A 25,239-nucleotide genomic window follows, 5' to 3' on the forward strand; every position below is an offset into this window, starting at 1 on the left:
ACGCCGTCCACTATGACGGCGTCTCCCTACCCCCGTCGCCCCGAACGCAGCAGCAACCAGATGAACACCGGCGCCCCCAGCGTCGCCGTCACCACGCCGATCGGTAATTCCGCCGCCGATAACGCCAGACGGGCGATGATATCGGCGCCGAGCAGCGCGCTGGCGCCAGCTAACAGGCAGGCGGGAAGCAGCACCCGATGATCGCTCAGGCCGCACAGGCGCAAAATATGCGGGATCACCAGACCAATAAAGCCAATCGCCCCCGCCAGCGCCACGCTGACGCCGACCAGCCAGCCGGTGGCCACCACCAGTAGTTTTCGCCATAACCACAGCGGCAGGCCGAGCTGACGCGCCGAGACTTCGCCCAACGCCAGTAGGTTCAGCGGCTGCGACTGCCAGCATACCCACAGCAGCACCGGTATTAGCGCCAGCATCAGCCACAGCTGCTGCCAGTCGACGCCGCCAAAACCCCCCATCATCCAGTACATCAGCTGGCGCAGGTCAAAAGAGGTTGAGAAATAGACCGCCCAGGTCATCAACGCGCTACAAATAATGCCGAGCGCCACGCCCGCCAGCAGCAGACGGCTGGTGGACAGGTGGCGCCGGGCGAAACGGAGCAGAATAAAGGTAATCAGCAGCGCGCCGGCAATGGCGCACAGCCCCAGCGCCCACATGGGTAACACGCCGTGGCCTAACAGCACGGCGGCAATCAGCCCAACGCCCGCACCGTTAGAAACGCCCAGCAGACCCGGCTCCGCCAACGGGTTTTCAAACAGCGCCTGCATGATCGACCCGGAAAGCGCCAGCGCCGCCCCCACTAATAGCACCGCCAGCGTGCGCGGCAGGCGGATTTGCCAGATAAACAGCTCGCCTTTGGCGCTAAACCACTCCTGCGGCGGGATCCACTGGTCACCGGCGCACAGGCTAATAGTCAATGTGACGAGCAGAATCAGCGTTAAGGCGGTTAGCCAACGACGGTTATGGCGCTGTTGAATATCGACGAAGGTCTGCATAAGTCCCGGAGGCAAGTGAGCGAGGTGATTGATTTTACGGTGGCGATGGCGGGGAGAAAAGGAAAAACGCAGAGCAATCTTCACGCAGACGTCAGTGCTCGCCAGGACGCCTGCGTGAAAACGGAAGTTACACCAGTATCTGGAACAGTAGCGCGAAGAGAATGATATTCGCCACCACAATCGCCCAGCCGTTATACAGCATGTATTTCAGATGGGTAGACTGCGCCAGCCCCATCTGACCGAACATATCCGAAGAGGGGAATGGGCCAAACCAGTCGACCTGCGAAGAGGCCAGCAGCACCGCAGTGGATCCCTGCGGCGGTACGCCGGCGGCCATCAGCATCGGGCCGAAAATTTTGTGGGTGAAGGTCATCTGCGCCACCGCCGCCCCCGGTACGTGACCAATAATATTGAAAGCGAAGATGCAAAAGCACAGCCAGGCAGGCGAAATGCCTTCCAGCAGCGGCTGGGTATAGTCGAGCAGCCCCTGATAGGCATGAAGGCCATCCATCAGCTCCAGGATCGGGTTATACAGCCAGTAGAGAATAAACATCCACACCAGACGGCCACAACCGTGGTACAGCGCCTGCAGGATCTGCGTCGGGCGCAGGCCGCCCACCAGCCCGGTAATCAGGGCCACCAGCAGCATCACGATAATCGCAAAGCTGAATCCGGCTTTGATCACCACGCCAATGACCGCCATTACAATAATCGTTGCCGCGAAAGCCAGCGCGCTAAGCTTACGCCAACGCAGCTGCGCGGCGCTCAGTGCTTCTGTTGGCTTCTCCGTGAGATCGACTTCATAGCGCAGTTTACCTTCGGTCATCTTCTGGATCCGCCCCGCCATCACCCAGCCGGCCAATAACGTGACTGCGCTCATCGGCAGGCCAACGTACAGCAGATAATCAGGATAGCTCAATCCGCCGAGGCTCAGGATGGTGACGGTACTGGGCGTAAACGGCCCGGTAAACAACCCCACCGAACCGGCGGTCATCATCAGCGCAGCCACCGTCGGCGGCGTTAAGCGTACCGCAGCCGCCACCGGGATGATCACCGCGACGATAATCGCGTTACCACCGGCCATTGTGCCCAGCGAGCCGCAGATTAAAATCGAAGATACAACGATGCCGAACTTCACCCGCGTCTGGCTGGAAAGGCCGATGCGGTGAACCACAAATTTCACTAACTCAACCGCGGCGCCGGTACGGGTGGCGACTTCACCCACGCCGGCGCCGAGCATAATAATTAACCCGACGGTGGCAATAAACGAACCGGTGGATTTCGCCAGCATGGTGCCCATTTCCGGCAACCCGGTCGAGGTCATAATCATGGCGATGATAATCGAAGAAATCACCGCCAACACAATATCGACGCCGACCAGCGACAGCACCGCTAACGCCACTAATGGCGTAAAGCCCAACAGGCCGAGTTCACTGCTCGGGCGGCCATGGCACCACCACGCGGTTAACACAAAAAGCACCAATAACAGGCCAATAACAACGTTTTTTCTCGTGATATTTCGTCTGGCGAGGGTATTGCCAGCGAGCGTTGAGTCACTCATATAACTCCTTAAAGCCATTAAAACCGACCACAATTGCAGGTTGGCGTATTCGGGCCTGCTCAGAAAATATCCCCCCTCGTTATCATTATTGGCTTCATGGCCTGAGGGTTTGCAGGGTACAAAGGGAATGGTTCTGAGAACGTAAAAGACCGCCTGAAGACGGTACCAGCAGCGCAATATGTAACCGAAGCGCTGATTGGCGATTAAATTTATGTTAATTTAGTGTTAGTAGAAAATGACTTTTTATCGGCAAGCTATAACCCTGAGTTAACTGTTCATGAAACTGCGCCATCTGGAAATCTTCTACGCCGTGATGACTTGCGGCTCTCTCTCACGCGCGGCGGAATCGCTGAATATCTCCCAGCCGGCCGCCAGTAAAGCGTTAAAAAACGCCGAGCTTAAGCTCGGCTTTAAGCTGTTTCAGCGGGTACGAGGCAAGCTGCTGCCGAGTAGCGAAGCGCTCACACTTTTTGAAAAGGCGCAGAGCATTTATCAGGATCTTGATAACCTGCGCCTGCTGGCCGATAATCTGGCCCGCGACCCGCGCGCCAAGATCGCCTTAGGCTGTTTACCAAGCCTCGGATTAAGCCTGGTGCCGGAGCTGGTGACCGATTTTTATCAGCAAAACAGTAATCTGGTGATGACCTTAACCACCGAGCATACTGAGACGTTGGTCAAGAAATTGGATCTACGCGAAATAGATTTAGCGCTGACGCTGCAGCCGGTCCAGCAGGGGGAGATCATCACCACCCTGATTGCCGAAGTGCCGCTGGTCTATATCGACCGCGACTACCGGCAAGGCGCGGTGGACATCAAGGAGATCGATCAGCAGCGCTGGATCTCGCCGGGGCCGCATTCGCTCTCTGCCGCCATCGCCACTCGCCGTGACTTTTCCACCACCCGGCTTAACGTGCAGACCTATTACATGGCCACCGAGTTCGTGAAGCGCGGCATCGGCTGCAGCATTACCGATATTTTCTCGGCGCGGCATAATCTGTCGCCGGAAATGATTCACCCCATTACGCCGCCGATGAAAATTAACCTTTGCCTGCTGCGTCGCGCCGATGTTTCGCTCAGCCCAATCACGCAGAAATTTGTCGATTTTCTGTGTCGACAGCTGCGTCAACAGCTCAAAGAAATTAACCTGCAGTTATACCCTGACCATAAAAAGTCAATTGCGCCGCAAGGGTAAATGCTTTGACATAACCGCAAGATATTTATCAGCGGTGGATATATCAGGTTATGAAAAAACGCATTGTGATTATCGGCGGCGGCGTGGTGGGACTGGCCACCGCCTGGGTATTAATTAAGAGCGGACACCAGGTTCAACTGCTGGAGCGCAACGCCGAGCCGGGCAGCGCCACCAGCTTTGCCAACGGCGGGCAGCTAAGCTACCGCTACGTCGCGCCGCTTGCCGACCGCGGCGTCCCCCTGCAGGGAATTAAATGGATGGGCAAAGCCGATTCGCCGCTGAATATGCGCCTGCAAATGTCTTTCCAGCAGTGGCGCTGGCTGTTGCAGTTTCTGCGTGCCTGCAATAGCCAAAGCAACAAAATTAACGGCGATCATATTTTGCGCTTATCCCTGCTCAGTCGTCAGGTCATGCAGTCGTGGCTTGATGAAGATAATCTTGCCGATTTTCACTGGCGGCGTAGCGGCAAACTTATTATCCATCGCCGGGAATATGACTTTCATAAAGCGGCGAAAGGAATGAATCCGCAGTACCAGCATGCGCTAAGCGCCGAAGCCTGCCTGCAGCTGGAACCGGCGCTGAAACACATCAGCCATTCGCTACAGGGCGGGATTTATTCACCGGGAGATGAAACGGCAGACTGCCATAAATTCTGTCTCGCCCTGCTCGACAAACTCAATGCCAGTAGCAACTTCAGCCTGCTCACCCACTGCGAGGTGCTCAAGCTCAATAAACGCGACGGGCGCATCAGTTCGCTTGAGACCAGCCGCGGTACGATAACCGGCGATGATTATGTCGTCGCCGCCGGCAACGGTAGCGGCCCGCTGCTGGGTCATCTGGGCGTGCGCGTGCCGCTGTGCGCGCTGAAGGGATACAGCCTGACCCTTCCCTACCCTAAAGAGGCCGGGATCGCGCCGGATATCAGCGTGACCGACTACGGACATAAAATCGTTTACGCCCGCCTGGGAGAACAGTTGCGTATCGCGGCGATGGTGGATATCGGCTACGACGGGGATGAACTACGTGATAGCCGCGTTCAGGCGCTGAAGAAAATCGTCGCTAGCAGCTTTCCCGATCTGCAGGGGCTGGATGAGGCCGAGGCCTGGACCGGTATGCGTCCGTCGACGCCCGCGGGCCCACCGATGCTGGGGCGCGCCGGATACCAGAATCTGTGGATGAATCTCGGCCAGGGTAGCCTTGGATTTACGCTCGCGGCCGGCAGCGCCGTGGTGCTGGGAGCGCTCCTCGATGGCGAAGCGCCGGCAATTTCTTTAGATGGTCTGACATGGAAACAATCCGCATGACAATTATTCGTAATAATCCGCAACCCCGACTTTCCGCCAGCGTCGAATATGGCAATCTGGTGTTCCTCTCCGGCCAAACGCCGAAAAGCAGCACTGATGATATTGCGCTGCAAACCCGCGAAGTACTGGAGAAGATCGACGCCCTGCTGGCCGCGGCCGATAGCGACAAGCAGCACATCCTTTCCGCACAAATCTGGCTTAAAGATATCTCACGCGATTTTGCGGCGTTTAATGAGGTCTGGGTGAAGTGGATGCCGGAAGGCCATAGCCCGGCGCGGGCAGCCGTTCAGGCCGAGATGGCGCGGCCAGATATTCTGGTGGAGATCATGGTCACCGCCGTAAAAGCGTAAGATAAATTAGGTAAGAAAAAAGGCCGCATAGCGGCCTTTTTAATTAGTCAGTCCAGATTATTTCTCTCTGGGTGAAGCGTTTTCGACACGGCTTTTTAACTTCTGTCCGGGTCTGAAGGTCACCACACGCCGGGCTGTAATGGGAATATCTTCCCCCGTTTTCGGGTTACGTCCCGGGCGTTGGTTCTTATCACGCAAATCGAAGTTGCCAAACCCGGAGAGTTTTACCTGTTCTCCGTTTTCCAGAGCACGACGGATCTCTTCGAAAAACAACTCTACCAGTTCTTTGGCATCCCGCTTGCTAAGCCCAAGCTTATCAAACAGATATTCTGACATTTCAGCTTTTGTAAGCGCCATAGGTTCAATCCCTCAATGATGCCTGGAATCGCTCTCTTAATGCCTCTACACATTTGGCAACGGTAGCGGCAATCTCCTCTTCTTCGAGTGTACGGCTGGTATCCTGAAGGATCAGGTTAATCGCAAGGCTCTTAAAGCCTTCCGCCACACCCTTACCACGGTACACGTCAAATAAGTTTACGCCAACTACCTGATTTACGCCAACTTTCTTACATTCGGCCAAAACATCGGCTGCAGGGACGTTTTCCGCGACCAGTACCGCGATATCGCGACGGTTCGCCGGGAAGCGGGAAATTTCGCGCGCCTGAGGCACCACGCGGTCTGCAAGCTTGTTCCACTCAATTTCAAACACCAGAGTGCGGCCGTTGAGATCCAGTTTACGTTCCAGTTCCGGATGAACAACCCCAATGAAACCAATGCGTTCACCTTTCAGATAAATCGCCGCGGATTGTCCCGGATGCAGTGCGGTAGCCGCTTCTGCGCGGAATTCGATATCGGCTAATTTACCGGTCAGGTCAAGAACAGATTCCAGATCGCCTTTCAAATCATAGAAATCGACGGTTTCTTTTGCCAGGTTCCAGTGCTCTTCGTAGCGGTTACCGCTAATCACCCCGGCCAGCATCACATCCTGACGAATACCCAGCGGCGCCTGCGTATCCGGCACGAAGCGCAGACCGCTCTCAAAGATGCGTACGCGGCTCTGTTGACGGTTCTGGTTGTAGACGACGGTGCCCAACAGACCGGTCCACAGCGACAGGCGCATCGCCGACATTTCGCTGGAGATCGGGCTTGGCAGAATCAGCGCTTCTTCACCGGCATGGATTAGCTGCTGTACTTTCGGGTCAACAAAGCTGTAGGTAATGACTTCCTGATAACCTTTGTCGTTAAGCAGCGTTTTCACGCGCTTCAGCGACAGGTCCGCTTCACGGTGAGTACCCATGATCAGACCCGCCTGTACCGGCTCGTCAGGAATGTTGTTGTAGCCGTAGACACGGGCCACTTCTTCAACCAGGTCTTCTTCGATCTCCATATCGAAACGCCAGCTTGGCGCAACGGCCTGCCACTCGTCCTGACCAACGGTCACTTCGCAACCCAGGCGCTGCAGAATATCGCTCACCTGCGCGTCATCAATATGATGGCCAATCAGGCGATCCAGCTTGCTGCGGCGCAGGGTGATGGTGGCGCGTTTTGGCAGCGTCTCTTCGTTGGTCACATCGATAATCGGACCGGCTTCACCGCCGCACAGGTCGATCAGCAGACGGGTCGCACGCTCCAGCGCTTTATACTGCAGGGCCGGGTCGACGCCGCGCTCGTAGCGGTGGGATGCATCGGTGTGCAGGCCATGACGGCGCGCGCGACCGGTGATAGACAGCGGGCTGAAGAACGCGCATTCCAGCAGCACGTTCTGGGTTTCGTCGTTAACGCCGGAATGTTCGCCGCCGAAGATACCGCCCATCGCCAGCGCTTTATTATGGTCAGCAATGACCAGCGTATCGCTGTCGAGCTTAGCTACAGAGCCGTCCAGCAGCACCAGCGTTTCGCCCTCTTTCGCCATCCGCACCACGATACCGCCGTCAATGCGGTCGCGGTCAAAGGCGTGCATCGGCTGGCCCAGCTCAAGCAGCACGTAGTTGGTCACGTCAACCACCGCATCGATGGAGCGGATACCGCAGCGACGCAGTTTCTCTTTCATCCACAGCGGGGTTGGCGCTTTGACGTTGATGCCTTTCACCACGCGGCCCAGATAGCGCGGGCACGCCTGCGGCGCGTCAACCTGAATCGGCAGCACGTCATCGATGGTGGCGGCAACCGGAGTGATTTCCGGCGCGTTCAACGGCGCTTTGTTCAGCACAGCGACATCGCGCGCCACGCCGATGATACCCAGGCAGTCGGCGCGGTTTGGCGTAACGCTGATTTCAATGGTGTTATCGTCAAGCTTGAGGTATTCGCGAATATCGGTACCGATCGGCGCATCGGCCGGCAGTTCGATGATACCGCTATGGTCGTCGGAAATACCCAGCTCGGAGAAAGAGCACAGCATCCCTTCCGACGGTTCGCCGCGCAGTTTCGCCGCTTTAATTTTAAAATCGCCCGGCAGTACGGCGCCAATAGTCGCGACGGCCACCTTCAGCCCCTGACGGCAGTTTGGCGCGCCGCAGACGATGTCCAGCAGACGCTCGCCGCCGACATTGACTTTAGTAACGCGCAGTTTGTCAGCATTCGGATGCTGGCCGCACTCGACCACTTCACCGACGACCACGCCGTTGAAGCTACCGGCAACCGGCTCAACGCCGTCAACTTCCAGACCCGCCATGGTAATCTGATCGGACAGCGCTTCGCTGTCGATCGCCGGGTTAACCCATTCGCGTAACCACAGTTCACTGAATTTCATTGTTCTGTCCTGCCCTTATTTAAACTGTTTGAGGAAACGCAGATCGTTTTCGAAGAATGCGCGCAAATCGGTCACGCCATAACGCAGCATGGTCAGACGCTCCATGCCCATGCCGAAGGCGAAGCCGGAGTAAACTTCCGGATCGATGCCGACGTTACGCAGAACGTTCGGGTGCACCATGCCGCAGCCCAGTACTTCCAGCCATTTACCGTTTTTACCCATAACGTCAACTTCTGCAGACGGTTCGGTGAACGGGAAGTAGGACGGACGGAATCGTACCTGCAGATCTTCTTCGAAGAAGTTATTCAGGAAATCGTGCAGGGTACCCTTCAGATTGGTGAAGCTGATGTTCTTATCGACAATCAGACCTTCCATCTGATGGAACATCGGGGTGTGGGTCTGATCGTAATCGTTACGATAGACGCGGCCCGGCGCGATAATACGAATTGGCGGCTGCTGGTTTTCCATGGTGCGGATCTGCACGCCAGAGGTCTGAGTACGCAGCAGACGGGTCGCATCGAACCAGAAGGTATCGTGGTCAGCGCGCGCCGGATGGTGACCCGGAATGTTCAGCGCATCGAAGTTATGATAGTCATCTTCGATTTCCGGGCCAGTCGCCACGGTGAAGCCAAGCTCGCCGAAGAAATTTTCGATACGGTCGATAGTGCGGGTAACCGGATGCAAACCACCATTTTCGATGCGGCGACCCGGCAGCGAAACGTCGATGGTCTCTGCCGCCAGACGGGCATTGAGCGCGGCGCCTTCCAGCTCAGCCTTACGCGCGTTCAGCGCCTGCTGCACCTGCTCTTTCGCTTCGTTAATGACCGCACCCGCTGCCGGACGCTCTTCCGGCGGCAACTCACGCAGGGTGGTCATTTGCAGGGTCAGATGCCCTTTTTTACCCAGATATTCAACGCGGACGTTGTCCAGCGCGGCAACATCTGATGCCTCGTTAATGGCTGCCTTGGCACTGGCAACCAGCTCTGCGAGATGTGACATGGTTTTCCTCATTATGTCGGTGCAGACACCGGTTTTAGTGAAATAAATTTCCCGAATCTATATACGAAAAAAGCCTCCACAGGGGAGGCTTTCTGGCGCTGTTTTCCGTTTCTTCTTTCACGCGCTAGCCTCCTGAGTTCAGGTGCTAAAGTAAAAAAAGAAGCGGAAAATAGCAGCATTCATGCTTGCATTACCTTGTCTGGTAAGAAATGTCAGACCTGTATTGAAAAGCCTGCACGGATAAAAGTCAATGTATTGATAGTGTTGAAACGAAAAGAGGGAGACAAGCTCCCTCTTTCAACTGGCTTATGCCAGAGCTGCTTTCGCTTTTTCGACCAGAGCGGTGAACGCTAATTTGTCGAATACGGCGATGTCAGCCAGGATCTTACGGTCGATTTCAACAGAGGCTTTTTTCAGGCCGTTGATGAATTTGCTGTAAGAAATACCGTTCTGACGTGCTGCTGCGTTGATACGCGCAATCCACAGTTGGCGGAACTGACGCTTTTTCTGACGACGGTCACGATAAGCGTACTGACCAGCTTTGATAACAGCCTGGAAGGCAACGCGGTATACGCGAGAACGCGCACCGTAGTAACCTTTAGCTTGTTTCAAAATTTTCTTGTGACGTGCACGGGCAACTACACCACGTTTTACGCGAGCCATATGTGCTCTCCTGTATCTATTCTAATTAAAAAGTTAAAAGGGTTAACGACTTATGCGTACGGCAGGCACGCGATTACCAGGCCCAGATCGCCTTTGGAAACCATGGCTTTCGGACGCAGGTGACGTTTACGCTTGGTAGCTTTTTTGGTCAGAATGTGACGCAGGTTAGCGTGCTTGTGCTTAAAACCACCTTTACCGGTTTTTTTGAAGCGCTTTGCAGCACCGCGTACGGTCTTAATTTTTGGCATTTTAATAACTTCCACTTCGCATTGTTAATAAACGAAACAAAGGCGAACAAACCAGTGAGCCGAAGCCCACCGGAATGTTACTTGATGGCCTTACTGTTTCTTCTTCGGAGCGAGCACCATGATCATCTGGCGGCCTTCGATCTTCGTTGGGAAGGATTCGACTACTGCCAGTTCAACCAGATCGTCTTTCACGCGATTAAGCACTTCCATACCGATCTGCTGGTGGGCCATCTCACGACCGCGGAAACGCAGCGTGATCTTGGCCTTATCGCCATCTTCGAGAAAGCGAATCAGGCTGCGGAGTTTTACCTGATAGTCACCTTCATCAGTACCAGGGCGGAATTTAATTTCCTTAACCTGGATAACTTTCTGCTTCTTCTTCTGTTCCTTAGAAGACTTACTCTTTTCATAAAGGAACTTGCCGTAGTCCATGATACGACAAACTGGCGGTTCGGCGTTAGGGCTGATTTCAACTAAATCTACTCCAGCCTCTTCAGCCTTTTCGATAGCTTCTCTCAGACTCACAATACCCAGCTGCTCACCTTCCAGACCAGTTAAGCGAACTTCCTGGGCGCGAATCTCGCCATTAATACGATTCGGACGTGCCGTTTGAACTCGTTTTCCGCCTTTAATACCTTATTCCTCCAGTTGTTGAAGACTGCGGCTGCGAATCTCTTGTTGCAGCTTCTCGATCACTTCATTTACGTCCATGCTGCCGAGGTCTTTACCGCGACGGGTACGCACGGCCACTTTGCCGGCTTCGACTTCTTTGTCGCCACAGACCAACATATACGGGACACGACGTAAAGTGTGCTCGCGGATTTTAAAGCCAATCTTCTCATTTCTCAAGTCCGCTTTTACGCGAATGCCCGCATTTTGTAGTTTACGCGTCAATTCGTTAACGTATTCAGACTGAGAATCAGTAATATTCATGACCACTACCTGCACTGGCGCAAGCCAGGTTGGGAAGAAGCCAGCGAACTCTTCGGTCAGGATGCCGATGAAGCGCTCCAGCGAGCCGAGAATCGCGCGGTGAATCATTACCGGTACCTGACGCTCGTTGTTTTCACCAACATAAGAGGCGCTTAAACGCTGCGGCAGGGAGAAGTCCAGCTGTACAGTACCGCACTGCCATGCACGATCGAGGCAGTCATACAGGGTAAATTCAATTTTCGGGCCGTAGAACGCCCCTTCGCCCAGTTGATATTCAAATGGGATGTTGTTTTCTTCCAGCGCCACCGCCAGATCCGCTTCCGCGCGATCCCAGGTCTCATCGCTACCGATACGTTTTTCCGGGCGAGTAGACAGCTTGACGACGATTTTCTCGAAGCCAAAGGTGCTGTACATATCATAAACCATACGAATACAGGCGTTCACTTCATCGCGAACCTGATCTTCAGTACAGAAGATATGCGCATCATCCTGAGTAAAGCCGCGAACGCGCATCAGACCATGCAGCGCACCCGACGGCTCATTACGGTGGCAGCTACCGAATTCAGCCATACGCAGCGGCAGATCGCGGTAAGATTTCAACCCCTGGTTGAAGATCTGCACGTGACCCGGGCAGTTCATCGGCTTAATGCAGTATTCACGGTTCTCAGAAGAGGTGGTGAACATCGCATCTTTGTAGTTGTCCCAGTGGCCGGTTTTTTCCCACAGCACACGGTCCATCATGAACGGGCCTTTGACTTCCTGATACTGATACTCTTTCAGCTTCGAGCGAACGAAAGTTTCCAGTTCACGGAAGATGGTCCAGCCGTCATTGTGCCAGAACACCATACCCGGCGCTTCTTCCTGCATATGATACAGGTCTAGCTGTTTCCCGATTTTACGGTGGTCACGCTTAGCGGCTTCTTCCAGACGCTGCAGGTAGGCGTTCAGCGCTTTTTTATCTGCCCACGCGGTACCGTAGATACGCTGCAACATTTTATTGTTGCTGTCGCCACGCCAGTACGCGCCAGCGGTTTTCATCAGTTTGAAGTGATGGCAGAAACGCATATTCGGTACGTGCGGGCCACGGCACATATCGATATATTCTTCGTGATGATACAAGCCTGGCTTGTCATCATGGCCGATGTTTTCGTCAAGAATGGAAACTTTATAGGTTTCGCCGCGCTTCACGAAGGTTTCACGCGCTTCGTGCCAGCTGACTTTCTTCTTGATGACATCGTAGTTTTTCTCGGCGAGCTCGTGCATACGTTTTTCGAGCGCGTCGATGTCTTCCTGAGTCAGGGTGTGGTCCAGATCGACATCATAGTAAAAACCGTTGTCGACAACCGGGCCAATGGCCATTTTAGTGTTCGGCCACAGCTGCTTGATCGCATGACCTAACAGGTGCGCGCAGGAGTGACGAATGATCTCCAGACCGTCTTCATCTTTTGCGGTGATAATAGAAAGCGTGGAATCATTTTCGATCGGGTCGCAGGAATCAACCAGCTCACCGTTAACACGTCCGGCGATGGTGGCTTTCGCCAGGCCTGGACCGATATCCAGAGCAACATCCATCGGGCTAACTGCGTGGTCGAAATGGCGTTGGCTGCCATCAGGAAGCGTAATTACAGGCATTTTATGTCCTTATTTGCAGTGGTGCCCCACACGAAAGAGCACATACAAAACTAAATAAATTAACTATATCATCAGGTTAGATGGCTTTATTTGCTTCACTCTGCAAACTGTGTACACCAGGATGTACAATTTCCTAAATGTACCTACCTTCGCCTGCTGATAACGAGCCTCAATAGTACACGCCATTGATAAATTGTAAAAGCGCGGTAATGGCATTAACTGCACACTTTCATTGTGGACTTTATATATGAGTCCTTATTACCTCATTTCAACCCCTCTCCCCTCTTCTATACTTTCAGTCTAACCACTGGAGGTTGATATGTGCGGACGATTTTCCCAGTCAATGACCCGTGAAGATTATCTTTCCTGTCTTGCCGATGAAGCCGACCGTGACATCGCATATGACCCGGAACCGATTGGTCGATACAACGTCGCGCCAGGTACCAAGGTTTTGCTACTGAGCGAACGCGACGAACAATTGCATATTGATCCGGTCTTCTGGGGTTATGCGCCAGGATGGTGGGATAAACCACCTCTGATTAACGCACGCGTCGAAACGGCGGCCACCAGCAGAATGTTTAAACCTCTCTGGCAACATGGCCGGGCGATCTGCTTTGCTGATGGTTGGTTCGAATGGAAGAAGGAAGGCGACAAGAAGCAGCCCTACTTTATCCATCGTGCCGATGGCCAGCCGATATTCATGGCAGCAATCGGAAGCACACCATTTGAACGTGGAGACGAATCAGAAGGCTTTCTGATTGTCACTGCAGCAGCTGATAAAGGACTGGTAGATATTCACGACCGCCGACCACTGGTGTTGTCACCAGAAGCAGTCAGGGAATGGATGAGACAGGATATAGGAGGGAAAGAAGCCGAAGAAATAGCTGCGGACGGTACGGTGCCCGCAGACAAGTTTATCTGGCACGCAGTGACGCGCGCCGTTGGAAATGTGAAGAATCAGGGCGCCGAACTAATCGACCCCATCACCTGACGACCGGCAAATCAGAAAAACGGGTTGTATAGCGAGGAGAAAGCATTTCTCTCTTCATCTGCCAGGTGGCCTGGATCCCCTGCCCAGCAAAATAGAGAGTTCCCCTCCCATCCTTTGCATTGAGGTGGTCGAGAACTTCCATCAGTTTCTCGCTGTTCTGCCGTGGCGCATTGTCGTCAAACAGGTTCAGCTGAGCGACACCCTGGCTATAGAAATCACCGAGCATGATCCCCGCCTTCTGATACCGGTGCCCATCGACCCATATCGCATCCAGACACTTTACCGCAGCATTGATGATATCCCGGCTATCCTGCGTGGGCGTCAGTAACTTAATGGATCCGCTGTTACCGTAGTATTTTTCGTTCAGCGCAAACGGCGACGTCTTCACGAACGCCGATATGTGTCGGCAGTATTGATGCTCCCCACGAAGTTTCTCTGCGCCTCTGGCCGCATATGAACAGATAGCCTGGCGCATTTGCTCATAGGTGGTAATGCGCTCCCCGAACGACCGGCTGCAGACGATTTCCTGTTTCACTGGCGCAAACTCTTCCAGCTCAAGACACGGCTCGCCGCGAAGCTCCCGGACAGTTCTCTCAAGCACCACGTTGAAGTGTTTGCGGATGAAGCGGATATCCGTATCAGCTAGCTGCAGGACGGTTTTTATCCCCATCGCCTCAAGCTTTTTGCTGATACGGCGACCAACACCCCACACCTCATCAACCGGAAGTAAAGCCATCAGTTTGCGCTGCCGCTCCACATTCGACAGGTCAACTACCCCACCTGTGGCTTTCCATGTTTTCGCCGCATGATTAGCGAGTTTTGCCAGCGTCTTTGTTTGTGCGATCCCCACTCCGACCGGAAGCCTGGTATTACGGTAAACGGTATCTTTCAGCTCATGACCGAACTCTTCCAGCACACGGCAATTGCGTACACCAGTGAGATCGCAAAAGGCCTCATCGATACTGTAGATTTCAACTCTGGGACACATTTCCTCCAGTGTCGTCATGACCCGGTTGCTCATATCCGCGTAGAGTTCATAGTTCGAACTGAAGCAAACCACGCCATGCCGGCGGAACTGGTCTTTGCATTTGAAGTACGGATCCCCCATCTTGATACCAAGTTTCTTGGCTTCGGCAGAACGCGCTATCACGCACCCATCGTTATTGGACAATACGACAACCGGCTTCCCTCGCAGATCCGGCCTGAAAATGGTTTCGCAGCTCGCATAGAAGCTGTTCACATCAACCAAAGCAAACATCACATCACCGGGCAGTCATCAAAGCCAGCTTTGCTGATGATGTGGGTAACCACACCTATCAGTTCTACATCCGCGAGCGATTCCCCTTCTATAGCTAGCTTCCCCATCCTCAGTAATGAGCGATCCTCCAAGGAAGCGCGCAAACTGCTGCACCCCACAATATGAGATAAGTAAAACCGCTGATGCTAATGGTGATGATGAGCGCTCAACTACAGCGACTCCACGTTGTGTTTCAACAAATGTTGCATGCTGGCTTATGCCAGTTGTCTCGTAAAACGGTGATTGTTGAAGCATGATCTGCACCTATAACTACTGTTTTTATATACAGTAGTTTCGAAGTAGCACAAGATCAAGCGCTCTGTTTAAGCACTTCAATAATTATTAATTATCATTAAGTATTATAAGGACTTATAGGAAGGAACAGAGAAAACAGCGAAAGGTAGAATAAATAAAGCCATTACATTCATTGATTTAGCCGATAGCCTTAAGTAAGGTATAGTCTCACTAAATGTATGGCATTTACATATAAACCATGGATATGGCTTGGCTAAATCATGTTTAGCTAAATAATTACACAGCAGAATAATATGCTTATAACAAACATTCTTCGTCTTGCCGCTCTGGTTGCGCTTTACTCGCTAACGTTCCTGGGGACCAGATGGCCACATCCTCTATTCGTTCCCGATATTGTGGTATTGCTCCTTTGGGCCCATATGGAATGGGATTTGTGGCGGAAACGCGGGGAATAGCCTGCAGCTTTGATCGCTGCAGGCTTGTACATCATCAGATACTTTTACCCAGCCCGGCATAATAGCTTTTGTATGCCCGGTAGATGGTCGCCATTTCCGTATCGGTGATGGCCCGACTAAAAGCCAGTACAGCCATTACCTGACCCGTTACTGTAGTGCCATGGTCAAGACTGGCGCCAATATAAATATTTCCGGTGATTGACGGTGAAGGTGCTGTGCCATTCGTCACCAGCGCATGCTGACCCGTTATCGGCAAGTCAGCGTGGATCCCAACCCGGCCAGTACCATCATTTGTCACCGTTCTGGAGACAGAGAAAATACCATCTGGCGCAGCAGCTTCTGCCGGCGCTGAGTCCAGCACTGAAAACCATGATGCACCGGCGGAGTTCAGCCATAAACCGCCTGGTTTATGCGTAGTTTCAAACTCATGGCACCGTGACCGTTTCGGCGCAGCAACCTGCATCACCCCAACCACGTTAAACTTGCCTCCGGGATTGTTCGTTATCCCGATAAAGGTCATATCACTGTTGGCATAGGGGGCAATACTGATCCCCGTATCAATGTATGCCGTCTCATTAAGTGATGCGGCGTAGCTGGCGATTGCTGGCGAACCCACAACCGTCATATCCGCACCAACTCGATTGCGTGCCAGCGAGCCGGTTGTCCCGTCAACGTCCCACTGGAGGATCATGCCCGGTACCAGGTCAGGCAAACTAGTGATGGGGAAAGCAATCTGACCAAGAGAACGGCTGGCCGTCACGGTACCATCGATATAAACGCGGGTAGTTGTCATTGTTACCTCAGAGAGTTTTGTTAAAAGCGACCAGGTCGTTGTAAAGCGGAAGGTTTGATACGGGTGAAATATCTGTGGCAGAGTCCCTGATGCATCCCCTGCTGCCAGTCGTTGCGCCCGGCATATTTGCCCGGTTACCCACGTAGGCGTAATTCACCGCGGTTGCGGTACCCGTTTTTGCGATTCGAATGGTTCTGCCCGCGTCAATGGTCACCCCTGTGATGGTGGCGCCGACAAGCCGGAAACCATAGTTACCCGGATCGGATACCCGAACGGTATCAATCACCGCATTTCCGACACCGCCAAGCAGTGGAATGATCACCTCTGTTGATGTCTGGGTGATATTGGCATCATCAGGGCGAAGCGCCAGCACGCTCCCTGCATTCAGATACTGAGCAATTGAGACGCCAGCAATCTCCCCATCTGTCCGGTAGCCATTGCTGGACAGATGGTCTTTATCGACATACGGCCGCGCATACTGCGTACCAGTCAGGATAAATTCTTCGTTATCCCGGCAAATTTCATACTGTGCGTTGCCAATGACGAGATTAACGTCAGCTCCCGCCGCCCCCGCCTGAACGGTAGCGTTACTGAACTGCTGAACAAACATCTTCAGGGACTGATCGCCGTCGTCGGTGAGGGAGTGGAGATAGCGTTCGTAGTCCTGACGAAGACTGATCATCAGGCTTTTATAGGTATCCGCACTGGTGTTGTTTACCGCGTCCGCATTACCGTGAATGAACAGCAAATAAGGCTGGTAAGCCATTCCGAGACTTCTGGCAACTTCATACCCTCGCTGCATCACCAGTTGAGTCGCAATGAAAGAGGCAGTCCCTTTCGAAATATTCGCCAGTGATGTGCCGGACGCCCCGGTTGCTGAAACAAGACAGGTCACACCACCCTTTTCAAAAAGGCGCTCGCCAAGGCCGCTGCAGTCTGATTCCTGAGAGCCAGCCTTACCGATGTTTTCCACAGCTGGAACCAGATACTGCAAATCGGACAGCGCGACTGATTTCTCAGCGTGTGCGCTGTCATATTTTGAACCGCCATTGAAAATCACCGCCCCGTATGGGTATCTGGCCGTTGTCGTTACAGGAGCCTGAACTACAGATGCCGCGCCAACAGAGAGCGACTGTCCAACAAGCATGATGTGAACCAGCTCAGCGCGCCCCTGCCTGATGCGTGAACGTCCATCGGTTTTGATGCGGTGAAGATGATAGTCACCGCTGCCGCCCTCCAGCGAAGCGAATTTCACAAAATAACTGTTATCAACTGCGCGGAACGTAACCGGACCGGTATTCCCCCCGTCAGTTGTGATGTCAGTATTCGCCCCTTCAGGTGAAATAAATTTGAGGTTTCCGCTTACTTCAATTGCCATTCCGCCATCGGCAGATACAACCGGCCCGCTCTGGTCTGCTTCGCTATCACGCAGATCTATAACCTCACCATTGCGCTTAACGATTTTGAAGATTTCGCCATTAATATCGGCGTGGACTTCTGCATAGTCAGGGTAGTCAGCAGAGAAGAAAGTATTGAACCGAAGCATTCCCACGCTGCCATCTTCTGACAATGACAGAACTGAAGTGCCTGATGCTCTTGACTGAAACACTGAGCCATCAGCTTTCTGAACCTGCTCAATACTGCTGCCTACCATCACAGCCGGGAACTGTGATGTTCCGTCCTCAAGGCGCTGATAGGTTACATTGCCATTCTTATCTGTTGCCATCTCAGCTATCCCCGGAAACCCTGTCACGTTTTTTGCATTGCTGTCGAAAATGAAGTCGACCTGTTTTTGCAAACCGTAAACAAAATCACTCGATGGGTAGCTTTTGCCCGTTCTGGTAGGCACGCCATTGATATTCTGCCAGACATCAGCAACATTATTTTTATCGTCAGACCAGACAAAATAATAAGCCATGTTTGGTATTTCACCGGATGCAATAGCGGCGCTGGCCTCTGCTTCTGTCCATGGATGACCGAGAGGCTCTATATTTGCGAGAGCGCCAGCCCACGTATAGCGCTCCACTCCGAGCCTGTCGATATACGTTTTGTTATCAGACGAGACAATCTCATCCATTTTTGCGCCGGCAAATACAGCATCCCTGATGTCCGTACTTGGCACCGGGTTCTGCGTTGGAGTCGGTAACGGTGTTGCCATTGTGCTTGTCGCCCTATAAATGGCGCACGAAAGCCTCAGAAATTAATCTGATGTGGTGCGCGAAGGTTGAAGAGTTACTGCAGTATGTTACGGATAAATTGCGTCTGAATATTCGGACAGGGTCAGTGTCTGGGTGTAATCGCCATTGGGTTTGGCAGTTTCAACGCGCCAGATGGACGAGTTTAATTCAGTGTCTGTTGCAATGAAGTAGCGGCTGGCTACCTGACAATCGCTGCCATTGTAGATATTCAGGTCGAAAGCATCTGCAGCGGCCTGGAAAGCTTTTGCATTTCCCGTTACAGGATAAGTGCGCCACCTACCGCGGAAGTTACCCAGGCTATCCGTCATCACCACCCACATGTCGCCCAGTGAAAAATCAATACGCTCTGAGGTCGTGAAGATGTCACCATTGCGGCCAGTAAGATAGCCGTTCTGCTGCTTGTTGTCGTACATGTCCGGACACTGGACGACGGCGCCGCGAACCACCTGCTCAGTTTCCAGCACCTTGACCGTCATGCTCAGTCGCGAATACAGAAGGCGCTGAGCCTCAAGCCACGCCCGATCCAAAGCCTGAGCACGATTACGGCAACCATCCAGGCTAATCTGGCTGGCATTGACGGTTGCATCTTCAACTTCCCTGATGCCACCAGCGTCGATTTGCAGGTAGATATAAGATTTCTTATTGGTGAGCGGGTCAATATAATCGACCGTGACGCCGTCATATCCTCCCGGCAGCGACATCTGCCATGAAACCTTATATTCATCAAAGAACATGTTTGAGCGCGCGAAAACCGCATCCGGATAGCTGACCTTTTCATCGCGCCAGAACATCAACACATCACCGATGTTATTTCCATCCACCCTCGCCGCATTGCAGATAGTCCGGATCCGCTCACCGAGCGACAACTTCTCATCTGAAAAGGTGTAATCGAAATAGCCGAGTTCCGGTACCGTTATTGAGTCAGCAATCGCGTATAGCGTAGCGACATCGATGCTTGAAACATCCTGCTTACCGATAACTATCCACTCATGCAGTGCAGCGTCGGCAAATGAACGGCTTGGGCGCAGCGTGTAGTCAATCTGGCCGGTCGCCCGGTCATAGCTGATGGTATGGCGCTGTGCGAGCATGTTGTATTTCTGCTCGCGATTGCTGTTGCTATTGTTGCTCCCCTTGATGGTCACTCTGGCGATCGTATCGTCAGGATAAACAACATTGACGCGGGTATTTACCGCGTGAATCGCCATCAGCGTGACGACGTTGCTATCGTTGCTGTTATCCAGCCTCTCAATTGTGACCGCATAGCGCCCTGTCCCGGCGGCAGGGGTGAATTTGTGCGTGGTTCGGAAGTTACGCGTCGAGACCTGATAATCGTTATCGAAGAAGTAATCATACTGCTCTGCCGTTCCGGGGATCTGGTTGTTGTTCTCGTCAACCTTCCAGAACCGGATCCGATAGCGCGTCGTACCCGCCGTGGCACCTAACTGAACCATCGCATGAACCCAGATTTGAGAAGACTCAAGGGGAGAGACCGACGGGCCAATGACCAGCGGCGTCTGATCGTTCAGGGTAAACAGAGTCAGATTTATGGTCGCGTTAGCGGGTAAAGTGGTGATTTCTCCGGTCATGTCACCCAGATAAAACGTGGTGTATGACTGCGTATCCTCGCCAATATAGCTCTCTGAATAGACAATATTCCCACTGCCGGTGACATTCCTGGTGACGGGGCTCCCGCCTGAGTTCCAGGTTGCATTAATCACAAAGGTGACCGGATGCGGCACAGCCAATGCAGCAAAATATGAGAAATTGTCGTCATTAGATAGCACCGTCGCTTTAAGCTGATTGCTCTCAATGCTCATTGCGGTCGGCGTGGATGTGGTCGCCGTCTGCGCCGGGAAATCCTCACTCTCATTCAGCCCAGGCACTTCTTCGTTATCGATATCATCGAACTGATAACCAACGTCAATAGTGCCTATCGTCGCGCCAGGATCAAAAATCTGGTAACTGGCGCCGGCCAGACTCCCCAGATTCGATTCTGAATACCGGACAGAGGAAATGGTGTATTTTCCCAATCCCACTTCAAACCATTCGGTAATGTATTTGTTGTTGTCGATGAACTCGAACAACGCCTGCTGCGTCAGATCCGGAAACACCCTACACTGGCCGTAAATGTTCGGTCGCCCTTTGTACAGTCTGGCGCGGTTAGTTTGTCCGGTGGCGTCGTTATTTGGTGATTCGCCAGTCGAAATTGACGGAGCAGATGCATTTTGCTGCCCGGTGATCCCCGCCAGCACCTTTTTGGTAAAGCGGATCGGGTTAAGGTGCTCTACAGGGTTGAGCAGCGTCTTTAACAGGCCTCCGCTCTCTGGCTGGTCAAAAACCGCTACCACGTCGCCGGCGCGCAACTTAAACGACAAGTCAAAATCATCTTTAAGCTCGCGGCCATTCAGACGCACCTTCACGTTATTGTGCAGTCTGAGAGAATCCAGTAATGCTATCAACTCAGTTCCCGGCGGCGTCGTTCCATATTGTTTCGGCGCGCCAGGCAGGCGCTGGAGCTCATATCGAACCATGAACCAGATACTCCACTTTGTTGAATTTCTTCGCCAGGATGACCATGCTGTCAGCGCGCACAAACCCGAACTCACCGCGGGAGTGCATGCATTTAACCGGGTCCAGCATTACGCCCACATGAACAGGACGATCAGCGTAATAAAACACGGCGAGGCAGCCAGGCGAAGCTACGGGAACCACTCGCCAGTGGGCGGATTCCTCTGAGTAGCAGGTGATGAAGTCGGCGCCCGATTCGTAGCCGGGAATATGATGCAGCTCCAGACCTAGCACATGCCTGTAATACAGCACCACCAGCCCCCAGCAATCCATCTGTTCAAAACAACAGGCACGGTTAACCCACGGCTTGCCATTCACAAGCCGGATAAATTCGTTCTGCGTCATACGGTAATCAGTCCGGGATAGTCTTTCGTGGTGTAAATGATGGGATTGGCCAGCGTCAGCGGATTGGTCTTGCCGGAATTAACGGTGACGTTTGTGCCGTCGGCGCCAACATCCTTCACAAACAGTGACCAGGTCTTTAGGGGCTCCGCATCACCGATCGCATTCCATTGTTGATACTTGCAGGTTATCGCCGTCATCCTGGCGGCACCTGTCCACGCTTTTAGCGTGTTTCTGACCTCTTCAGCCCCCTGCAGGAAGGTGATCCCCATCGTGATGATTGCTGACCCGTTCTGGGTCGGTTCTGTGATATCAAACGCTGCCGGTTGATACAGGTTGCCGCCAAACGTCGCCTCCTGAAAAAGCTTGTTCACCACACGGTAATATCCAAACGCCGGGTGATAGAACTCGATGGTCTGTTTGATATCACTCGCCGGCCGCCGCTCCTTCCATTCGCGCAATGTTGTCATGAATTACCTCCCGGGTATTCCGGCATAACCTCCGTAACAAGCAGGTCATAGAGATATTCGGTACCAGGAGCCATCCCAACGATCCAGTCGTCGTATTGCTCGGTATAGTCACTCATGCCGTTTGACAGAACCGTCGCCGTCCAGGTCACCACTCCGCCATTTTTGCTGGTTTGCACCGGCATGTTGATGAAGTGAAGCGTCTGCAGCTGCGGGCCGTAAGTGTCGCCAAGGTCGATACGCATCTGGAACCAGTTACGTCCGCGGTCACAGTACGTCGGCGATCGTAGCCAAGACTTAAACACTTCCGCCTGTTTAAGAGTGAATATCCACTGAAGCGTCCATGTCGTTTTCAGGTCCGTCGTAAACGGGGTGAATATTGCTGGCCCGACCGCCGGCTGCGTTGTCTGCCAGCCGGTATCCTGTGTCATGTTCTGGCTTGCTCGCTGTGGAAGGGGTAGATATTCCGGGTATGAAACTGTTGCCACGTTTCCTCCGGGCATTAAAAAACCCGCCGGAGCGGGTTGGTTTTAGTAATCGCCATTGGCCTGCCGCCGAAGGCCGAACGTGTCCTGCATCTGAGAGGACATCGGGCCGCCGTTCTGCATATCGGTAATAAAGGTCTCGATAACCAGTTGCCCGCCGTTCTGGCTGCTGCGGGTATCGACATTGACGCCATTTGCATAGTTGTAAACGTTGTTCACGACCTGCAGCGCGCCGCCGCCACTACCCTGCAGATCCTTATTACTGATGACAGAGCCGTCGTTGCCAGGAATCATATATTGCCGACCATCGCTGGCTCGATATATCTCTGGCAATCCCCCTTCGCCAGTTTCATATATTGATCCGGCCGATACCGGCCCACCGTTCTTGCGCTTTCCGGCTAGCGATGAGCCTACAGCCAGCGCAGCTACCAGGGCGCCGAGACCAATAGCAACCGCGCCGCCGAAAGACCCGATCGACGCCACAAGCGCCGCCGGCGTCCATGCTGCCGTTGTGGCCGCAGCTGATGATGCGCTAGCTGCAGTAGTGGTGGCTAGTGAGCTAACCTGTGCGGCCGTCGTGGTTGCGATAGCAGCATTCTGAACCGTCGCCCCCATAATTGCTGATTTAGCCCATTCAACACCCATTTGCACAAATGAGTTAATGAGGCTATTAAGCGCATTGCTACCGATAGATCTCAGCGCATCTTCGGCACTCATACTTTGAGTTATAATTCCGGTCAAAGCATTAGAGGCATTACCTGCTAGGGAGTCGAATGCAGCTGCCGTTGCTTGCGTAGCTGCGTTCTGTTTCGCCCACTCTTCCCACATTGCCGCGTTACGCTGCTCCCGGTATTGCTGCTCGATTGCAGCGCGCGCAGCCTCAGCCTCTCCTATCTTCTGCGGGTAAAGCTTGGCATACTGGTCAATATCTGCGATATCTTTCTGATACTGGCTGTCCAGCCCCGCCGTTTTGCTGGTTTTACCCCGGATTGTACTGAACTTATTGGCAGCGTCAGTTCTTTCCTTTTCTGCCTTGGCCTGCGCTCGCAATGCATTTGCGTTATCCCATGCTTTTGCCGCGTACTGCCCTGCCAGCATGAGCTGATCTTGGGTTGCGGTGTTACCGAGTGATTGCTGAGCATTAAGAATGGCCTGAGCGCGCGAAAGCTCACCAACACTACTTGCTGACAATTCGGCCTTTTGCTTCAGTTCGTCCAGTTTTTGGTTAATTGATTCCTGCGCTTTTGCGTATTGCTCCGCCTCCTTCTGAGCTGCTGACTTGCCGCCCTTACCCTTGCTACCGGTAGTAGTCCCAGTGGCCTTAATCTCGATTGGTTTTGTGTTGGCCGCGGTCTGAGATGCCTTGGAAACAGCAGCCAGATCACCGACCAACATGGCGGCCTTATTGCTAAGACCGGCAAGCGCTTTGTTTTGCGCCTCCCAGCCGTCTAGCCCCAGCCATGACCAAGTGCGGGCCCTGCGCGTGAACATCTCTGCAGTGCTATTCAGATCAGAGATCTGAGCATCTGCAGAAATTGCCTTTCCTGCCAGCCTGTCGAGCGCAGCCGTCAATGAATCAATAACAGCCACCATACCAGAGCTTGCACCTGTCGCCTGGTTAACAGAGTCAATCATGGATAAGAATGAGTTTGTCAGTGCAGTGTTTGCCTGAGCAAGAGTTCGAGGGAGCTTCTCGAATTCAGCATTCACCGAACTGGTTTGTTTCTGGATAGCGTTTAGTGCATCTTCTGCTGTCAGTTTCCCGTCCAGCATCAACTGGCGCAGTTCTCCTATGCTTACCCCCATCCCGGCGGCAATCTGGCGTGCCAGTTCAGGCATTTGCTCAAGGATGGAGTTAAATTCTTCAGCACGGACAGTGCCGGAGGAGATAGACTGGCCGAATTGGCGGAGTGCATTCGCCATTTCTTCGGAAGAGGATCCGCCTATACGTCCTATTTTCTGAAGTGTTTCTGTGAGTTGGATTATCTGGCCGTTAGTCGCTCCGGTATCTCGCAACGCCGTGCTGAGAGTTTCCCACAACTTAGCAGTCTCCTGTAGCGAACCGCCTGTTGCCGAACTGATGCGCATCAAACCCTGCATCGTCTGGGTGGCGCTCGCGGCGCTGCCTGTTAACCTCTCGATCCTGGCCTGTAATTGAGACATGGCGTCAGCTGCTTCAAGGAAGCGCTTACCATAATCAACCACCTGAGAAACCGCTATTGCGGAAGCTATGGCTGAAAGTCCTGTTTTTAATCCGGACGAAGATTTTGTTATCTGATTTTGCGCTTGCTTGAGGTCGTATAATTTCCCGGCAAGCTCGCCTATTTCTTTTCTTTGAGACGCCGTTGCCGTAGAGCCAGCTTGGAGCCTGGCAGATAGCATTGCTGCACTTCTAGCGCCATTCTTTTGCTCTTCATTGAGAACCGCAATCTGCTGCGTGAGACCCAGTGAAATTGTACGCAACCTTGCCGCGTCGTTGGCTTGTTGAGCAGCCTGCTTAGCTGCTTCAGATGATGCTTTTGCTGAGGCATTTTGAGCAGACTTTAGGTCATATAACTGGCCAGCCAGTTGCGATATGCGCGCCTTTTGCTCCTCCGTTGCGCCATTCCCAGCCTTCATTTGTGCAGACAGAATAGCGGCACTGCGAGAACCCTCAATCATCTCCGCATTTAGGACGGATAATTCGCTCTCAAGTGATGAGATCGCAGATTCTGATGCTCTGTAAGCAGCGGCGCTATCACTAT

The 25,239-nt window shown here is 53.2% G+C and carries 22 protein-coding genes and 1 other annotated feature; of the genes, 4 read left to right on the top strand and 18 right to left on the bottom strand.

Annotated elements, in window-relative coordinates; all coding sequences use genetic code 11:
- Positions 1-26 precede the first annotated feature (26 nt).
- Entirely contained in the window at positions 27-1,013 is a 987-nt protein-coding gene (gene btuC, locus ABLV66_RS14620; RefSeq protein ID WP_045362716.1) for a vitamin B12 ABC transporter permease BtuC, read from the bottom strand.
- A gap of 127 nt (positions 1,014-1,140) precedes the next feature.
- On the bottom strand, positions 1,141-2,574 hold the full coding sequence (locus tag ABLV66_RS14625; protein ID WP_348877086.1) for a gluconate:proton symporter: 1,434 nt from the start codon (positions 2,572-2,574) through the stop codon (positions 1,141-1,143).
- Positions 2,575-2,851: 277 nt separating this feature from the next.
- On the opposite strand from ABLV66_RS14625, the gene admX reads away from it, so the two are divergent.
- From admX to ABLV66_RS14640, 3 genes are read left to right on the top strand one after another with little or no spacing between them, the layout of a single operon-like run.
- On the top strand, positions 2,852-3,766 hold the full coding sequence (admX, locus tag ABLV66_RS14630; RefSeq protein ID WP_045396052.1) for an HTH-type transcriptional regulator AdmX: 915 nt from the start codon (positions 2,852-2,854) through the stop codon (positions 3,764-3,766).
- A gap of 50 nt (positions 3,767-3,816) precedes the next feature.
- Positions 3,817-5,070 (top strand): D-amino acid dehydrogenase, encoded by a 1,254-nt coding sequence (locus ABLV66_RS14635; protein ID WP_047046716.1) that lies wholly within the window; start codon positions 3,817-3,819, stop codon positions 5,068-5,070.
- The gene (locus tag ABLV66_RS14640; protein ID WP_072251454.1) at positions 5,067-5,420 is read left to right on the top strand and encodes a RidA family protein; all 354 of its coding nucleotides are present in this window, start codon (positions 5,067-5,069) and stop codon (positions 5,418-5,420) included. Before ABLV66_RS14635 ends, ABLV66_RS14640 begins: the two co-directional genes overlap by 4 nt.
- A 57-nt stretch (positions 5,421-5,477) precedes the next feature.
- Here the strand turns inward: ABLV66_RS14640 and ihfA are convergent, their stop codons facing one another.
- The 8 genes from ihfA to thrS all read right to left on the bottom strand — a co-directional run bounded on the left by ihfA (position 5,478) and on the right by thrS (position 12,644).
- Positions 5,478-5,777: an integration host factor subunit alpha gene (gene ihfA, locus ABLV66_RS14645; protein ID WP_015367042.1), complete on the bottom strand. Its 300-nt coding sequence runs from the start codon at positions 5,775-5,777 to the stop codon at positions 5,478-5,480.
- Positions 5,778-5,781: 4 nt separating this feature from the next.
- Positions 5,782-8,169 carry a phenylalanine--tRNA ligase subunit beta gene (gene pheT / locus ABLV66_RS14650; RefSeq protein WP_348877087.1) on the bottom strand — a complete coding sequence of 796 codons (2,388 nt, stop codon included), beginning with the start codon at positions 8,167-8,169 and terminating at the stop codon, positions 5,782-5,784.
- 15 nt (positions 8,170-8,184) lie between these two features.
- Positions 8,185-9,168 (bottom strand): phenylalanine--tRNA ligase subunit alpha, encoded by a 984-nt coding sequence (pheS, locus tag ABLV66_RS14655; RefSeq protein ID WP_015367044.1) that lies wholly within the window; start codon positions 9,166-9,168, stop codon positions 8,185-8,187.
- A 63-nt stretch (positions 9,169-9,231) separates the two neighbouring features.
- Positions 9,232-9,356 (bottom strand) — a sequence feature (Phe leader region).
- Entirely contained in the window at positions 9,307-9,351 is a 45-nt protein-coding gene (gene pheM / locus ABLV66_RS14660) for a pheST operon leader peptide PheM (protein ID WP_001386830.1), read from the bottom strand. (Overlaps the previous feature by 45 nt.)
- Positions 9,357-9,474: 118 nt before the next feature.
- Positions 9,475-9,831, bottom strand: a complete 357-nt coding sequence (gene rplT / locus ABLV66_RS14665) for a 50S ribosomal protein L20 (RefSeq protein ID WP_004102963.1) — start codon at positions 9,829-9,831, stop codon at positions 9,475-9,477.
- Positions 9,832-9,881: 50 nt separating this feature from the next.
- The gene (gene rpmI / locus ABLV66_RS14670) at positions 9,882-10,079 is read right to left on the bottom strand and encodes a 50S ribosomal protein L35 (RefSeq protein WP_001124225.1); all 198 of its coding nucleotides are present in this window, start codon (positions 10,077-10,079) and stop codon (positions 9,882-9,884) included.
- Between the two features lie 90 nt (positions 10,080-10,169).
- On the bottom strand, positions 10,170-10,712 hold the full coding sequence (gene infC, locus ABLV66_RS14675) for a translation initiation factor IF-3 (RefSeq protein WP_004189469.1): 543 nt from the start codon (positions 10,710-10,712) through the stop codon (positions 10,170-10,172).
- Between the two features lie 3 nt (positions 10,713-10,715).
- A complete protein-coding gene (gene thrS, locus ABLV66_RS14680) occupies positions 10,716-12,644 on the bottom strand; it encodes a threonine--tRNA ligase (RefSeq protein WP_348877088.1) in 1,929 nt (642 codons plus the stop codon).
- Positions 12,645-12,963: 319 nt separating this feature from the next.
- Here thrS and ABLV66_RS14685 point away from each other — a divergent pair, with 319 nt between their 5' ends.
- Positions 12,964-13,635, top strand: coding sequence for an SOS response-associated peptidase (locus tag ABLV66_RS14685; RefSeq protein WP_348877089.1), 672 nt, complete (start codon positions 12,964-12,966; stop codon positions 13,633-13,635).
- On the opposite strand, the gene ABLV66_RS14690 is transcribed toward ABLV66_RS14685, so the two are convergent.
- From ABLV66_RS14690 to ABLV66_RS14725, 8 genes are all read right to left on the bottom strand, one after another.
- Positions 13,628-14,893, bottom strand: coding sequence for a Y-family DNA polymerase (locus ABLV66_RS14690; RefSeq protein ID WP_171824382.1), 1,266 nt, complete (start codon positions 14,891-14,893; stop codon positions 13,628-13,630). The genes ABLV66_RS14685 and ABLV66_RS14690 overlap by 8 nt on opposite strands.
- 783 nt (positions 14,894-15,676) lie before the next feature.
- The gene (locus ABLV66_RS14695; RefSeq protein WP_348877090.1) at positions 15,677-16,435 is read right to left on the bottom strand and encodes a hypothetical protein; all 759 of its coding nucleotides are present in this window, start codon (positions 16,433-16,435) and stop codon (positions 15,677-15,679) included.
- Between the two features lie 7 nt (positions 16,436-16,442).
- Positions 16,443-18,512, bottom strand: coding sequence for a hypothetical protein (locus ABLV66_RS14700; protein ID WP_348877091.1), 2,070 nt, complete (start codon positions 18,510-18,512; stop codon positions 16,443-16,445).
- A gap of 168 nt (positions 18,513-18,680) precedes the next feature.
- A complete protein-coding gene (locus ABLV66_RS14705; protein ID WP_348877092.1) occupies positions 18,681-21,164 on the bottom strand; it encodes a host specificity factor TipJ family phage tail protein in 2,484 nt (827 codons plus the stop codon).
- A complete protein-coding gene (locus ABLV66_RS14710) occupies positions 21,151-21,546 on the bottom strand; it encodes an NlpC/P60 family protein (protein WP_348877093.1) in 396 nt (131 codons plus the stop codon). The genes ABLV66_RS14705 and ABLV66_RS14710 overlap by 14 nt, the downstream gene beginning before the upstream one ends.
- Positions 21,543-22,013: a hypothetical protein gene (locus tag ABLV66_RS14715; RefSeq protein ID WP_348877094.1), complete on the bottom strand. Its 471-nt coding sequence runs from the start codon at positions 22,011-22,013 to the stop codon at positions 21,543-21,545. The genes ABLV66_RS14710 and ABLV66_RS14715 overlap by 4 nt, the downstream gene beginning before the upstream one ends.
- Positions 22,010-22,498: a hypothetical protein gene (locus ABLV66_RS14720; RefSeq protein ID WP_348877095.1), complete on the bottom strand. Its 489-nt coding sequence runs from the start codon at positions 22,496-22,498 to the stop codon at positions 22,010-22,012. Before ABLV66_RS14720 ends, ABLV66_RS14715 begins: the two co-directional genes overlap by 4 nt.
- Before the next feature lie 42 nt (positions 22,499-22,540).
- On the bottom strand, positions 22,541-24,877 hold the full coding sequence (locus tag ABLV66_RS14725) for a tape measure protein (RefSeq protein ID WP_512174178.1): 2,337 nt from the start codon (positions 24,875-24,877) through the stop codon (positions 22,541-22,543).
- Positions 24,878-25,239 lie beyond the last annotated feature (362 nt).

The organism is Klebsiella sp. CN_Kp073, assembly GCF_040065495.2.
In the GTDB taxonomy this organism is placed as follows: Bacteria; Pseudomonadota; Gammaproteobacteria; order Enterobacterales; family Enterobacteriaceae; genus Klebsiella; species Klebsiella aerogenes.